Origin of the sequence: Pseudomonas sp. G1002, from assembly GCF_013385455.1 — a bacterium.
In the GTDB taxonomy this organism is placed as follows: Bacteria; Pseudomonadota; Gammaproteobacteria; order Pseudomonadales; family Pseudomonadaceae; genus Aquipseudomonas.
Genome location: NZ_JACAPY010000027.1, coordinates 312140 through 325957, shown reverse-complemented (window position 1 = coordinate 325957; position 13818 = coordinate 312140). Strand labels below are relative to the sequence as shown.

The following is a 13818-nucleotide window of genomic DNA, read 5'->3' as shown; positions in this document are numbered from 1 at the left end:
CACCGGATGTATTGACTGATCCACTGCCTTCGCGAGCAAGCCCGCTCCCACATTTTGATTGCATTCCAATTCGGGTTAAGCAGTCCAAGGCGACTTGCGAATCACCTCGACGAAGTTCATCGGCTTGAACCCCGGCTCCTGATCCACCAGCACATCGGTCTTCACGTTGCCAAACGTGGTCTGCGGACGATGGCGCAGGCCGTCGGCAAACGCGCAGATGATGCACTCCTTGAACCCTTCACCCCGTGGATGCGCATGCACCACCGCTTCGCGCTGCACGCTGGTAAACGCCGCGTACTCCATTCCCAGCACATCCATTTCCACGCCCGCCGTCACCAGCGCCACGGTTGGACGCAAGTGCTTGGGCACCCCCGGTGTGGTGTGCAGGGCGATGGACAACCACACCTGTTCGATGTCGTCATCGCTCAACCCGTAAGGCTTGAGAAAGTCCGCCGCCGCGTTGGCGCCGTCCACTTCAAAGCGTTCGTCGTCACTGCGGTGACCTTCCACCAGGCCCAGGTCGTGGAACATCGCGCCGACGTACAGCAACTCCGGGTTATAGGCCAACTGCTGGCGCTCGCCGCTCAATGCGCCGAACAGGAACACCCGGCGGGAGTGGTGGTACAACAGGTCGGATTCGATGTCGCGGATGTATTCGGTGGTGGCCTTGGCCAGGGCGCTGTCCGGGATCTTGATGCCGGCGATGGTGGTGCTCATGGTCGTTCTCCTCAAGAAAGCGCCGGGTGGCGCCGATGAGTCCAGTCTGGTCGCGCGCCCGCGAAGGGGCCATCGCGGCGAGGATGCGATCCCGGCCAATGTGCCGCGATATCGCGCCAAGGCTATGCGCGATCAAATGTAGGAGCTGGCTTGCCTGCGATAGCATCACCTCGGTATACCTGCTACACCGAGGTGTCTGCATCGCCGGCAAGCCAGCTCCTACAAGGGTTGTGTTTATTCAGTTAGAAAAAGGTGTTCCTGCTCATGGGCAAAACCGTCGCCATCCTGATCTTCCCCGGCGTCCAGTCACTGGACGTGACCGGGCCCCTGGATGTGTTCTGCGAGGCCAACCGTTTTCTGCCGCCCGAGGCGCATTACCAGCTGGAGGTGATTGGCCTGGGGCACGGCAACATGGCCTGTTCCAACGGCTTGTCCTTGCAGGCACACCGGCATTTCAGCGAGGCCGTCGAGCCCTACGATTTACTATTGATGGCCGGCGGGCCGCAGTTGCCCTTCGAGGATTTCGGCCCGGTGTTCAATCAATGGCTGCGTGACGCCAGTGCGCGAGCCCGGCGCTTCGGCTCCATCTGCAACGGTGCCTTCATGCTCGCCCGCGCCGGGTTGCTGGACGGGCGCACCGTCACCACCCACTGGGGCGACGCTGCCGATCTGGCCGCCTTATGCCCATCGGCCCAGGTCGAAGCCGACCGCCTCTATGTGCAGGACGGCAACCTCTACACCTCGGCCGGGGTGACGGCGGGCATCGACCTGTCGCTGTACCTGCTGGCCCAGGACCACGGCCCGGAAGTCGCCCTCAGCGTGGCCAAGCGCCTGGTGGTGTTCACCCAGCGTTCCGGCGGGCAGTCGCAGTTCAGCCCGTTCCTGACACCCCACGCGCAAGCCACCTCGGCGGTGGCGCTGGTGCAGCTGTATGTATTGGCCAACCTGACGGGCGACCTGACCATCGCCGACCTGGCCAAAGCCGCCAACATGAGCGCGCGCAACTTCTCGCGGGTATTTGCCCGGGAAGCGCAGATCACTCCGGCGGAGTTCGTCGAGCGGGCGCGGGTGGATGCGGCGCGGGTGATGCTCGAAAGCACCCACGCACCGCTCAAGACCGTGGCGTATCAATGCGGCTTTCGCGACGCCCAGCACATGCGCAGTGTGTTCAATCGCCGGCTGGGCGTGACGCCGCAACAATTCCGGCTTAACTTTGCGGCGCCGGTTTGAGCGTGTCATAGGCTTCCAGGGCGCGCAGCGAGTAGATATACGCCGCGCCGGCATTCAGCGAGATTGCGGTGGCCAGGGTCGCGGCCACTTCTTCGCGGGTGGCGCCGGCCTTGATTGCCGCGTCGGCATGCACGCCGATGCAGCCGTCACAGCGGGTGGTGATGGCCACGGCGATGGAAATCAGCTCGCGGGTCTTGGCATCCAGGACGTCATTTTCCTCGGCTGCTTCCCCCAGCGCCATGTAGGCTTTGACCATCTTCGGGTTGCTCTTGCCCAGCGCGCCAAAGGCTTTCTTCACGGTAGGCAGCAAGTCGGACCAGTTATTGAACATCGTGTTAACTCCTGAACGGGTTGGGTGTGAAGCCAGTGTGCGCGGTTCAGGTTTGGCGCTTTTGTTCGATCCACTCACCTTTTTGACCGATGCTCGCAAATGAACTCCATCGACACCCTCATCGCGTTGGCCAACCTGCAGGGCAGCCTGGACCTGCGTTGCCAGTTCCAGGGCGCCTGGGCCATGGACCACGAGCCCGAGCCGCTGGGCGTGGCGCCGTATCACATTGTGCTGGCGGGCACCTGCCGCGCCGAATTGTCCGGCGGGCAGCAGGTGACGCTGGAGGAGGGCGACATCCTGTTGATGCCCGGTGGCGCGACGCACCTGGTGCGCAGCCAGGGCGCGCGGGTAAAGCCGATGGCGCAGACCGTGATCGAAGGCGGCTTGCTGCCGATCCATCGCCTGGGCGGTGAGCAGCCGGACGTGGACATGCTCTGCGGCAGCTTTCGCTACAACCGCCAGTCGTTGCTGTTCAGTGCGTTGCCGGACTACCTAGTGGTGTCCAGCCGGCAATGGCAGGCCGATGGGCAGCTGGCGGCATTGATCGCACTGCTGCGCAGCGAGGCGGACGGGCAGCGGCTGGGGGCGCGGTTTTTCATTGATGCGCTGTCGTCGGCGTTGTTCACCCTGATCCTGCGGGCATGGCTGACGCAGCAAGCACCGGTGGCGGGCACCTTTGCCTTGTTGACCGACAAACGCCTGGGCAAGGCCTGGCAGGCGATGCTGGCGGATCCCGGGCATGAGTGGACCATCGACAGCCTGGCCAGCGCCGCGTCGATGTCCCGGGCGACCTTCATGCGTGGGTTTGTCAAAGTGGCGGGCGTGTCGCCGTGGGTGTTGCTGACGCAGTTGCGCATGGAGCTGGCGTTCAACCTGCTGCATCAGTCGCGGCTGAGCCTGACGGATATTGCCGCTCGGGCGGGGTATCAATCCCAGGCGGCGTTCAGCAAGAAATTCAAGGAAACCTACGGTGAGGCGCCGGGGCGGCTGCGTACCCGCTAGAAGCAACAACGCAGATCAAAATGTGGGAGCGGGCTTGCTCGCGAATGCGGAGTGTCAGTCACCAGATGTATTGACTGATCCACCGCATTCGCGAGCAAGCCCGCTCCCACATTGGTTTTTTGTTTCTTCAGTTATTGCGGTGTCCGGGCCGGCAATAGCTTGAGCGTACTACGAGTATTCGCCGTCACTTCCTCATCATTAAAATGCGCCTGCTCATACCCGCCTTCGATGTACGTCTCCGCCTGATCGGAATAGTGCTTGTCGAACGGCACACCACTCTGCCCGACCGGGTTGATGGTCAGCCCATGGGCGGCATCGGCGAAATCAATCAGGCGTCGGGTCGACGGCCCGTACGTCACCGGCCACGGCGCCGGGCCGATCTGTGCGGATTGGTTGTTGGGCACTTCATGGGTGCCGGGAGCGGCAAACGGGCCTACGTTGACGATCTTGTCCAACGGCTTCTGCGAGCCCAGTGGATGGCCGTGGGTCAGGGTGTGGGCCTTGCCCCATTGCCACTGCGATGGGTCGTCACCAAAGGTCGCCTTGAGGTGTTGCAGGCTGTTGTCCCAGGCAAGCTTGACGGTCTCGGCGCGGTGGCCATCCCACCACGGCGAATCCGCTGAAGCGGCCAGGCGCGGCAAGGCTGCGTCCACTACCCGAGTGGTGAGCAAGGTCTTGAACATCCCATCGCCCAGTTTCGGGTGGAACGCCGCGTCAGTGAGGTTGAACAGGAACTGGTTGAACAGCGTGGCACTGGTGGAGTCCAGCGGGTAATCGCCTTTCCAGGCTGCCAGTTGCTCCACCAGCTTCAACTGCGCCGGGTCCTTGACCACCTCACGCAGCACCGGCAGCAGCGGTGCCAGCAGCCGTGGGCCGTAGGCGGTGGTGGTGCCGAGCTGCAAGGCCTGGCTGTTGTCCACGTCCCATTTCACGCTGTTGTCGCTCAGTTGCGCGTTCAACTGCTGGCCACGGTCCGCCAGGTTGTAATACCCGGGGATCGGCATGCCGGTGGGTGACGCGGGCTGGGCATTGGCGGACACCACATAACCGCGGGCCGGGTTTTCTTCCTGGGGGTTGGCGCTGAATGGGTAGAAACCGAGCTTGTCCGCTTGGGCGGTACTGCCGTCGAGGATAAAGCCCGGGTTGACCCCGGCCGGGCGGATCGGCAATTGCGCCGCCGCCCACCAACCGATATCGCCCTTGGCATTGGCCCATACGATGTTCAAGCCAGGCGCCTGGACCTTGGCCGCCGCCGCACGCGCTTTGGCGAGGGTATCGGCACGGTTGAGCTGATAGAAACCGTCGAGGATCGGGTTTTCGGTATCCAGGAATGCCCACCACATGGCAATCGGCGTCTTGCCGGCATTCTCGCCGAGCACGTCATTGATGATCGGACCGTGGGGCGAGGTGCGCAGGGTCAGGGTTACCGGGTCCTGGCCCTTGACCGCGATCTGTTGCTCGCTGCTGGTCATGTCCACCCACTTGTCGTGGTACCAGACCTGGTTGGGGTTGTCCGGGTTGACCTTCTCGGCGATCAGGTCGAGGTCATCGTTCTGGAACATGGTCAGGCTCCAGCCGAAATCCTTGTTGTGGCCCAGGAATGCCACCGGCACCAGCGCGTTGTGATAACCGTACAGCTCGAAGCCCGGCGCCGACAGCTGCGCCTCGTACCACACCGACGGCACCGAGAAACGGATATGCGGGTCACCCGCCAGCAAAGGTTTGCCGCTCTTGGTGCGGCTGCCGCTGATGGCCCAGGCGTTGCTGCCTTCGAACTGCGGCAGGCCGTTGTCGGCCATGGCCTGTTCGCTCAACTGGGCAATGGCGCCGAGGTCTTTCCAGTCACCGGCCGCCAGGTTCAGCGCGCCCTTGGGCTGCCAGTCGAGGTCGAAGACCTTCAGGTAGTCGTTGCCCAACTGATCGCGTACGTAGGTCAGCAAGGGTTCGGTGCGAAAGGCTGCGGCAAAGCTGTAGGCCAGGTAGCCGGCGACGCTGATGGTGTCTTCGGCGGTGAACGGGCGCTTGGGGATGCCCAGTACGTCGAACTCCATGGGTTTGGCGTGGCTGTCCTGATACTGGTTGACCCCGTCCAGGTAGGCTTGCAGGGCCTTCCAGGACGCAGACTCATGGTCCATGTGCTCGACGTAGCTCAAGGCGCGCTCGCGAATGCGCAGGCTGCGAAATAGCTTGTCGGTCTCCAGCAGCTTGGGCCCCAGCACCTCGGCCAGCTCGCCACGGGACAGGCGCCGCATGATTTCCATCTGGAACAGCCGGTCCTGGGCATGTACGTAGCCGAGGGCACGGTACAGGTCAGTCTCGTTCTCGGCGCGGATATGCGGCACGCCTCGGTCGTCGTAGCGCACCGTGACCGAACCTTGCAGATGGGCCAGCTCCACCGTGCCCTGGCGGGTCGGCTGCTTGCTGTACACGTACCAGCCGGCGCCAACCATAAGGGCTACGAGCAGGATGGCCAGCGCGGTCAGGATGCGTTTCATGGGTTGTCCCTTATTAGTCGGTCACCGTGAAGATTCGGGCAGTTTAGTGGGTTTGGCGAGCGCTGCGGAAAATGCTCTCGGGTTCGTGCTCCCTGAACCTGAGCTGCATGAAGTGGGGGTTCTGAAGTGCGCCGCGGGTAGGCGGAGTATTATGTTTACTCTGTTACATGAAACCAGCGGCGCGATGATTCACCCCGTCATCCGGGCGCGCCTTTGCTATCACTTTCGGAATGCAATTTATGACAGATCCCAGCCGTGCACAGGTGCCTTATGCCTGCTGCATGGAAACGCCATCGCTGATCAGCAATTTTTTGCGATACCCGCCGGTGGGTTTCACTGCCCAGCTGTCAGCACAGGGACTGCCGTACTTTTTTACCCGGTTCGACCTGCAGACCACCGCCGACGATGAGCTGCGTAGCCGCCTGCGCAGTTGGCCGGGGTACCGTTTGTGGCAGTCATGGCTGCATATCGACACCTGTTTTATCGGCACCACGGTCAGCGAATATTCCCCGTTCCCGCTGAACGTACCGCCACAGGACATGGCGCAATGGCTGCAACAGGAGTGTGCACCGCAACGCAAGCTCACCATCGTCAAGGATGTGCCGCTGGATTCTCCGCTGCTCAGCGTTGAGGACAATCGCTACGCACACGCGTTGATCGAGGCCTGCACCCAGCGCGGATTCATCAATGTAGAGGGCCAGGCGCTGGCCTATGTACCGATCGACTTCAGCTCGACGGATGAGTATCTGTCGCGGTTGTCCCACAGCCGTCGCCGCAATATCCGCCGCAAGCTACGCAGCCGTGATGAGCTGCGCATCGAGATCCTGGACACCGGCGATGCCCGCTTCAGCGATGAGCAATGGCAGCAGGAACTGTATCGGCTGTACAAGGCGGTGTACGCACAGAGCGAAATCCACTTCGACTTGCTCACGCCCGAATTCTTCATCCAGTTGCTCACCGATGCCGACAGCGGCGGGCATGTGTTCTGCTACTGGGACGAAGACGAACTGGTTGGCTATAACCTGTGCTACCAGCAAGACGGCAAGTTGCTCGACAAGTACATCGGCCTGAACTACCCGCTGGCGCTGGAGCACAACCTGTACTTCGTCAGCTGGTTTGTGAACCTGGAGTTCGCCCTGGAAAAGGGCCTGCAGTTTTATGTCGCGGGGTGGACCGACCCACAGGTCAAGTCCAGCCTCGGCGCCAAGTTCACGTTTACCCGCCATCTGGTGTGGGTGAGGAACCCGCTGCTGCGCAAAGTGATGAACCGTTTCCGGCACCATTTTGAAAGCGATACCCAGTGGCAGCAGGAGCAAACCGCATGAGCCAGGCCCGTCCCGCATTGATCCTCGATTTTGACGGGGCCGTGAATAACATTCCCGGCGCCCTTACCCTGCCGTTGCAAGCCTGGCAGGAGAAAATCCGTTTCGGCTGCCGCTGGGCGCAGTTCAAGGAGCTGGAGAGCGCCCTGCACGCGCAGATGCCCAGCGATTACGGCTGTGTGTTTACCGGCAGCGGTGATTATCACCACCTCAGCCAGCTGTTGTTGAACCGTCTTCCCACCCAGCAAAAGATCCAGCTGATCATTTGCGATAACCACCCGGACAACATGCGTTATCCGTTTGGCATCCATTGTGGGTCCTGGGTCTACTGGGCCAGCCGCCTGCCGCAGGTCGAGCACGTTCACGTGCTGGGCATTGGCTCGCCGGACATTTCCCTCAAGCACGCCTGGGAGAATCACTGGTCGCCGCTGGTGAAACGCAAGCTGACCTACTGGAACACCAACGTCGATACCCGCTGGTTGAACTGGATCGGCGCAGGCCGCAGCAATCGTGCATTCACCAGCGCGGACGAGTTGATGAGCGCGTTCCTGGCGCAGCTAGACCGTTCGCTGCCGGTGTATCTCTCCATCGACAAAGACGTGCTGAGCCCGCAGGTGGTGAATACCAATTGGGACCAGGGCGAGTTTCTGGAGAAGCATTTGAATGCGCTGATCGACGCCTGCCACGGCAGCATTATTGGCGCGGACATTACCGGCGACGTGTCCGCCTACCACTACCAGAGCAAGTTCAAGCGCTGGCTGAGTGCGTCGGATGGCCAGGAAGAGCTGCCGGAGAACCAGGTGGTGATCTGGCAACAGCAGCAGAATGAGCTGAATGCGCGCTTGTTGACCCGTATCGATCAAAGCTGGGCCTAGCGTTTAAGAATCCGCCGCAGATGATCCAGCACTTGCTCGAACAGCTCGTCCGTCAGCCAGTGGCTATTGCTGATCGACAGTGTCTGGGCGGCGAAGCTTTGCGCGCGGGGGATATCGGCGCCTTGCTGTAACAGCGGGGTGAGTGCCGGGTAGCCCGGCAATACGTGGATGAACAGGCGGGTCACGCCCAGGCCTGCCGTCCACAGCTGCGCCATCGCGGTATCGCGGGTTTGTGCGCTGGGCATCACCACCATCAGGAACGGCCAGGTGCCTTGCTGGCCCGGGCTGTCGGTCAACACCGACACGCCGGGCAAGCTGCTCAACTGCGCCACGCGACGCAAGGCCCGCAGGCGACCTTGCTGCAAATGCTCGGGCAAGCGTGCCAGGGCTGCGGCGCCGACCTTCTGGCGATAGCCGCCGAGGCGGTGCAACGGAATATCGTTGACGGAAAAGTCGTCGCCTACCGCCGCCACTTCATCGCCCCGCGCCAACGCCGCCCGCAGCGGCTTGCCGTACACGTACTTCAGCCCGCGGGGCTGATACGCCGCGGCATAGCCCCACAGCTCGGCGCTGCGTTGCACTTCCCAGCGCAGGCTGAAGGGCAAGTCCTGCCGGCATTGCTGGTGCAACGCCTGATGCAGCGCCGGATCCCGGCTGAACAACACACCGCCTTCAGCCGTCGTCAGGCCTTTGCCCAGCGCCATGCTGAAAAAGCCGATGTCGCCTTTCAGTCCGACGCTTTTTCCATCATCCAGTGCGCCCATGGCTTGGGCGGCGTCTTCGATCACCGCAATGCCGAGTGGCTCGGCAATGCGCTTGGCAGCCTCCACATCCGCCACACGCCCGGCCAGGTGAGTGACGACGATCGCCAAGGTGTTTTGGTTGCACAGCTGCGCCAGCTGGTGTTCGTCCAGGTCGATGCTGCCGGGCTGCAGATCGCACGCCACCACGCGCAAAGGCGGGCAGTGATGGGCCGCCAGGGCCACCAGCGGGCAGGTATAGGCCGGCACGATAAGCTCGGTGCGCCCCGGCGTGCGCTGCTGCAACACCCGCAGCGCCATGATCAGCGCGGCGGTGCCGGAGCAGGGCAGGGCCGGCAGCGGGATGTCGAGCTGTCGGGCCAGGTCGCGGGCCAGGTCGCCCGAGCGGTTGAACAAGTCCTGCCAGCGCAGGGGAAGCCCCGCCGTTGGCGGAATCTCCCGCTGGCTGACAACGGGCGTCATGACGCCAGCGTCTGCGAGGGTTCGGCCTCGACGGTCTTGCTTTCTTTGTCTTCGCTGCGCGCCAGGCACAGGATGCCCGCAATGATCAGCGCGCCACCGACGATTTTGGGCAGGGTAAGGGTGTCGTTGAACAGCCACACGGAGATCAGCGTCACGCTGATCAGCTCCAGGTGTGACGCCGCAAACGCCGGGCCCACCGGGGCGTATTTCAACAGCGTCATCCAGGTGAAAAACGCGCCGATGTAGCCCACGAATGCGCCGTAGATCCATGGCGCACCGAACACGCGGATCAACCAGGCGGCGTCCATCGTCAGCGGTTCGGCATGAATCGAGGCGAACTTGAAACTGACCTGCGCCAAGGTATCGAAAATGATCAGCGACAGAAAACCGAGGATATAAAACCGTTTCATTACTCGAACCCCACGACGGTCACGCCACAGGCGATCAGCAGGATGCCGATCAACCGCCATTTGGTCAGGCTTTCCTTGAACAGGAAACGCCCGGCAATCATGATCACGACAATATTGATGGAGCCCAGCATCACCCCGACCGACAACGGTACCAGCGTCAGGAAGGCCAGCCACAGCACGAATTCGAAGACATAGCAGATGATGCCCAGCCAGATCCACGGACGCTTGAGCATATGGCGCCAGTGGGCCATGCCGTCATGCTCGGCGCTGGCTGAGGCAGCGGCTTTAAACGCCAACTGGCCGGACGTATCAACGATGACGTTGAGTATCCAGAGGATGATGGTTAATTGGCTCATGTGTTCCCGTGTCGTCTGCTTGTACGGCTAGTTGCTTACGATACAGGAGCGTGCCGATACAGTTGTTCGAGTTTGTCGAACGAACAGCGTCTGTTCAGCTTGCCGGGTCAGGGTGGAGACGTTTCCCCGTTCCACTCGCAATAACAGCCCACCGCCAGGGTGTGGGTCGCATTGACCTCGCGTCCGCCTTCGAGGGCTTGCAGGATCGGCTCGATAAAGCTGTTGCTGGAGTTACACGTCAACCCTTCGCTGTAGGGCCCGAAATACGCCAGCTTGCCGCTGCGGTCCCAGATGCCCACGGCAGGGCTGGCCGGCAGATGCTGGGCACCGGGCACGGCCTTGAGGGCCTTCATCGAGCCCAGGGTGGCGGGCAACTGCCCGTGGCTGCCGGCTTTCTGCAGGGAATAGAACTCCACGCCCTGGGGGGCGTACTGCTCGATCAACTCGCCAAGGTGCTGCTGGTTGCCGACATTGCACGGGCAGGCGGGGTCCCAGAAGTGCACCAGGCGGATCGGGCCCGGGCCGGCAAGCTCGGCCGGCAGGCTCAGGCTGTCACCGGAAAACACCGCCGTATGCTCACTGAATGCCCGCAGGTAGCGTCCCTGGAACCAGTCATACGCCGCCCACAACACCCCGGCGCAAATGATCACGATCAGGCTGGCGAAGAGGGTGGTGCGGTAGGGCTGTCGCATTTGGATCAATCCTCGGAGGACGCGTAGCTTGCCATGCTTGCCCTGACAGATGAATATCGCGGCTCGATATTCATCTGTTCAATGCGTTGAAGCCACATTCTGGAAGTTCTTATGCCCGTTACGTTTGACCCTGATCATCTACGCGAAAGCTTGCGCCCACTGGTGGACGCGCAGCCGCTTTCAGCCGAGGCCCGGGTCTACCAGCGCTTCTACGGCCTGGACCTCACTGCCCGCAAGGTGCCCGCGACAAGCCGCCTGGGGCGGTTTGCGGTGGATGGGTTCGACGTGGTCTGCCAGGTGTGGTGGCCACCGGTGCCGGTGGCGACGATGTTCCTGTTCCATGGGTTCTACGACCATATGGGCCTGTACCGGCATGCCGTGGACTGGGCGCTGGATCAGGGTTTTGTGGTGATCGCCTGCGACTTGCCGGGCCACGGCCTGTCCAGCGGCGAGCGGGCCAGCATTGATGACTTTGCGGTGTACCAGGACGTGGTGCAGGCGTTGTTTGAACAGGCCAAGGCGCTGCAATTGCCGCAGCCGTGGCACTTGTTCGGGCAAAGCACCGGCGGCGCGATTGTGGTGGATCACCTGCTTAGCCATGGCGTCGACAGCCCGGCCCAGGGCAAGACGTTCCTGTTGTCACCGCTGGTGCGGCCCCGCGCCTGGGGTTGGTCGCAGCTCAGCTATTACCTGCTCAGGCCTTTCGTCAAAGGCATTGCCCGGCGTTTCAGCGATAACACCAACGACCCGCAGTTCAAGCCGTTCCTGGAGGCCGACCCGTTGCAGCCACGGCAGTTGCCGACTGCCTGGGTGGGCGCCCTGGCGCGCTGGATCAAACGTGTTGAAGCGGCGCCACGCAGCACGCGGCGGCCGTTGATCGTGCAGGGTGAGGAAGACATGACGGTGGACTGGCAGCACAACCTGAAGGTGCTGCGCAGCAAGTTCGACCAACCGGAGGTGTTGATGCTGCCGCGCGGCAGGCATCACTTGGCGAATGAGATTCCGGAGATTCGGCAGCAATACTTCGGGTTTCTCACCGACCACCTGAAATAACGCAATCCAAATGTGGGAGCGGGCTTGCTCGCGAAGGCGGTCGATCAGTTAGCATAACCAGTGACTGGCACACCGTCTTCGCGAGCAAGCCCGCTCCCACAGGGTTACTGCGCCAGGCTCGAGGTGCTTTGGCCGACCGCCAGCCCGGCGCGAATCGCCGCCAGTGCCGCCTTGTAGTACGCCTTGCCCTCCGGCGACTCCGCGAACGTCGCGAACTCTTCCAGCTCCGGGTCGGACAAATCCCGGTAGACGTACAACAGCGTGTTGTTCAGATCGTTGCCGATCTGCTGCATCAGGCGCTCACGCTGGCCGTTCAACATGCCCTGCGCCTGGCCGCCGCCCAACAGCCCGGGGATCATCTGGCTCAAGCTGTCGGCCGCCACGCCGGCAATCGCCAGGCTGACTTCAGCCCCGGCTTCCCGCGCAGGCAGGGCCTGGGCCAGGTGGCCGATGATCAGGCTGCGGGTGGCATCGGCTTCCATGTGCGGCAAGCCCTGGGCGTTCTTCGCCAGTTGATCGCGGCGGGTGGCCAGCAACTCGGCGGCGACAATCTTGCGGCCCAGCGGCGACTGGAAGAAGGCCAGTGCCGGCTTAGGGTCCGCCAAATTCTTGCGCAGTTGCGCTTCGGCGCGCTGGTCTACCGACTGGGGCGCGAAGCGTTTATTGCTGTTGTCCACCAGCGCCTGATACACCGCCGGCGGCAGGCTGTTGCGGTAGCGTTGCTGGGCGGCACTGAGGGCGTCATTAAAATGCGCGCGCTGGTCTGCCCAGCCGGCGACCTTGTACAACTGGTCATGGCTGTCTGCCCAGGCGGGCAAAACGCAGAACATCAGCAAGGAAAAAAACAAACGACGCATATGGACTCCTGTCAGTCGGCCACTATTGTCCGTGTCGGGCGTAGGATTTGTCGAGAAATCCTATCGGTCACCTGACTAAAGTGTATTCAGACGCTCGGCGGCTCTGTCGGATTCACAGGCGTATGGATACTATGCGCGCCATGCCCATACCCTCCGATCACCCGCTGCTGTTACGCATTGTCGATGACCTGGCCGCACAAGGCTGGTCGCAGCAGAATATCTTCCTGCCCGAGGCTCTGACCCTCGAACTGGCGGCTGAGTGCCAAAAACGCGCCGCCGAAGGTGAATTGGCGCCCGCGGCGGTCGGACGGGGGCCGTCCCAAGAGATTCGCGAGGGCATCCGGGGTGACCATATCCAGTGGCTGGAGCCGGGCGAGGTTGTGGCCTGCGATAACTACCTGGAGCTGATGGACAGCCTGCGGGTGGCGATGAACCGTGGCCTGTTCCTGGGCCTGGAAGACTTCGAAAGCCACTTCGCGATGTACCCCCCGGGGGCGTTTTACCTCAAGCATGTGGACCGTTTTCGCGATGACGACCGGCGCATGGTGTCGGCAGTGATCTACTTGAACAACGCCTGGCTGCCGGAACATGGCGGCCAGTTGCGCATGTACCTCAAGGGCGACGTCGAATACGATGTGGTGCCCACCGGCGGTTGCCTGGTGGTATTCCTGTCGGGGGAAATCCCCCATGAAGTCATGCCCGCCACCCGCGAACGCCTGTCCCTCACCGGCTGGTTTCGCCGGCGGGGCAACGAGCCGTTTTGATGATGCAAAAAATTCTGGTCAGCCGCTGCCTGCTGGGGCACCGGGTACGCTACGACGGAGGGGCCAGCGGGCCTTTCGACCAACTGGCCGCGTGGCAGGCCGAAGGCCGGGTGGTTGCCGTGTGCCCGGAAGTGGCGGGTGGCTTGCCGACGCCACGGCCGTCTGCCGAAATCCCGGGCGGGCAGGGGATTGACGTGTGGGAAGGCCGCGCCCAGGTGCTGACGGCCCAGGGGGAAGACTTCAGCGAAGCCTTCCTCGATGGCGCCCGCCAGGCATTGGCGCTGGTACAGCGTCACAATATCCGCGTCGCCGTACTCAAGGCCAACAGCCCGTCGTGCGGCAATCTGCTGACCTATGACGGTACCTTCACCGGCGTGAAGGTCACGGGCGAAGGCGTGACGGCGGCATTGCTCAAGCGCCATGGGGTGCTGGTGTTCAGTGAGCTGGAATTGCCCGAAGCGGCAGCGGCCCTGGCAAAATGCTCAAGCCCG

15 protein-coding genes are annotated in these 13818 nt (G+C 62.6%); 7 read left to right on the top strand and 8 right to left on the bottom strand.

Annotated elements, in window-relative coordinates; genetic code table 11:
- Positions 1 to 75: 75 nt before the first annotated feature.
- The gene (locus HX801_RS15755) at positions 76 to 717 is read right to left on the bottom strand and encodes an HD domain-containing protein (protein WP_003213877.1); all 642 of its coding nucleotides are present in this window, start codon (positions 715 to 717) and stop codon (positions 76 to 78) included.
- Positions 718 to 981: 264 nt separating this feature from the next.
- Between HX801_RS15755 and HX801_RS15750 the strand changes: the two genes are divergently transcribed.
- Entirely contained in the window at positions 982 to 1947 is a 966-nt protein-coding gene (locus HX801_RS15750) for a GlxA family transcriptional regulator (RefSeq protein ID WP_177022353.1), read from the top strand.
- On the opposite strand, the gene HX801_RS15745 is transcribed toward HX801_RS15750, so the two are convergent.
- On the bottom strand, positions 1925 to 2278 hold the full coding sequence (locus HX801_RS15745; RefSeq protein ID WP_078739652.1) for a carboxymuconolactone decarboxylase family protein: 354 nt from the start codon (positions 2276 to 2278) through the stop codon (positions 1925 to 1927). The genes HX801_RS15750 and HX801_RS15745 overlap by 23 nt on opposite strands.
- Positions 2279 to 2377: 99 nt before the next feature.
- Here HX801_RS15745 and HX801_RS15740 point away from each other — a divergent pair, with 99 nt between their 5' ends.
- Positions 2378 to 3280 carry an AraC family transcriptional regulator gene (locus HX801_RS15740; RefSeq protein ID WP_177022352.1) on the top strand — a complete coding sequence of 301 codons (903 nt, stop codon included), beginning with the start codon at positions 2378 to 2380 and terminating at the stop codon, positions 3278 to 3280.
- Between the two features lie 131 nt (positions 3281 to 3411).
- On the opposite strand, the gene HX801_RS15735 is transcribed toward HX801_RS15740, so the two are convergent.
- Entirely contained in the window at positions 3412 to 5775 is a 2364-nt protein-coding gene (locus tag HX801_RS15735; RefSeq protein ID WP_177022351.1) for a penicillin acylase family protein, read from the bottom strand.
- Between the two features lie 239 nt (positions 5776 to 6014).
- On the opposite strand from HX801_RS15735, the gene HX801_RS15730 reads away from it, so the two are divergent.
- On the top strand, positions 6015 to 7100 hold the full coding sequence (locus tag HX801_RS15730; RefSeq protein ID WP_177022350.1) for a GNAT family N-acetyltransferase: 1086 nt from the start codon (positions 6015 to 6017) through the stop codon (positions 7098 to 7100).
- On the top strand, positions 7097 to 7972 hold the full coding sequence (locus tag HX801_RS15725) for a hypothetical protein (protein ID WP_087693269.1): 876 nt from the start codon (positions 7097 to 7099) through the stop codon (positions 7970 to 7972). The genes HX801_RS15730 and HX801_RS15725 overlap by 4 nt, the downstream gene beginning before the upstream one ends.
- Here HX801_RS15725 and HX801_RS15720 read toward each other — a convergent pair.
- From HX801_RS15720 to HX801_RS15705, 4 genes are all read right to left on the bottom strand, one after another.
- Positions 7969 to 9195 (bottom strand): DegT/DnrJ/EryC1/StrS family aminotransferase, encoded by a 1227-nt coding sequence (locus HX801_RS15720; RefSeq protein ID WP_008438915.1) that lies wholly within the window; start codon positions 9193 to 9195, stop codon positions 7969 to 7971. The two genes, HX801_RS15725 and HX801_RS15720, sit on opposite strands and share 4 nt — an antisense overlap.
- On the bottom strand, positions 9192 to 9605 hold the full coding sequence (locus HX801_RS15715; protein WP_008438917.1) for a multidrug efflux SMR transporter: 414 nt from the start codon (positions 9603 to 9605) through the stop codon (positions 9192 to 9194). Before HX801_RS15715 ends, HX801_RS15720 begins: the two co-directional genes overlap by 4 nt.
- Positions 9605 to 9961, bottom strand: a complete 357-nt coding sequence (locus HX801_RS15710; protein WP_167664061.1) for an EamA family transporter — start codon at positions 9959 to 9961, stop codon at positions 9605 to 9607. Before HX801_RS15710 ends, HX801_RS15715 begins: the two co-directional genes overlap by 1 nt.
- Positions 9962 to 10068: 107 nt before the next feature.
- Complete coding sequence (locus HX801_RS15705) at positions 10069 to 10653, bottom strand: DUF6436 domain-containing protein (RefSeq protein ID WP_003213861.1); 585 nt, start codon at positions 10651 to 10653, stop codon at positions 10069 to 10071.
- Positions 10654 to 10764: 111 nt separating this feature from the next.
- On the opposite strand from HX801_RS15705, the gene HX801_RS15700 reads away from it, so the two are divergent.
- Positions 10765 to 11706: an alpha/beta hydrolase gene (locus HX801_RS15700; protein WP_177022349.1), complete on the top strand. Its 942-nt coding sequence runs from the start codon at positions 10765 to 10767 to the stop codon at positions 11704 to 11706.
- Between the two features lie 104 nt (positions 11707 to 11810).
- Here HX801_RS15700 and HX801_RS15695 read toward each other — a convergent pair whose 3' ends face one another.
- A complete protein-coding gene (locus HX801_RS15695; RefSeq protein WP_008438922.1) occupies positions 11811 to 12563 on the bottom strand; it encodes a DUF2059 domain-containing protein in 753 nt (250 codons plus the stop codon).
- Positions 12564 to 12694: 131 nt separating this feature from the next.
- Here HX801_RS15695 and HX801_RS15690 point away from each other — a divergent pair, with 131 nt between their 5' ends.
- Both HX801_RS15690 and HX801_RS15685 read left to right on the top strand, forming a co-directional pair.
- Positions 12695 to 13327, top strand: coding sequence for a 2OG-Fe(II) oxygenase (locus HX801_RS15690; RefSeq protein WP_003213854.1), 633 nt, complete (start codon positions 12695 to 12697; stop codon positions 13325 to 13327).
- A gap of 2 nt (positions 13328 to 13329) precedes the next feature.
- Positions 13330 to 13818, top strand: a 489-nt coding sequence (locus HX801_RS15685) for a DUF523 domain-containing protein (RefSeq protein ID WP_177022451.1), incomplete at its 3' end; no start/stop codon positions are given.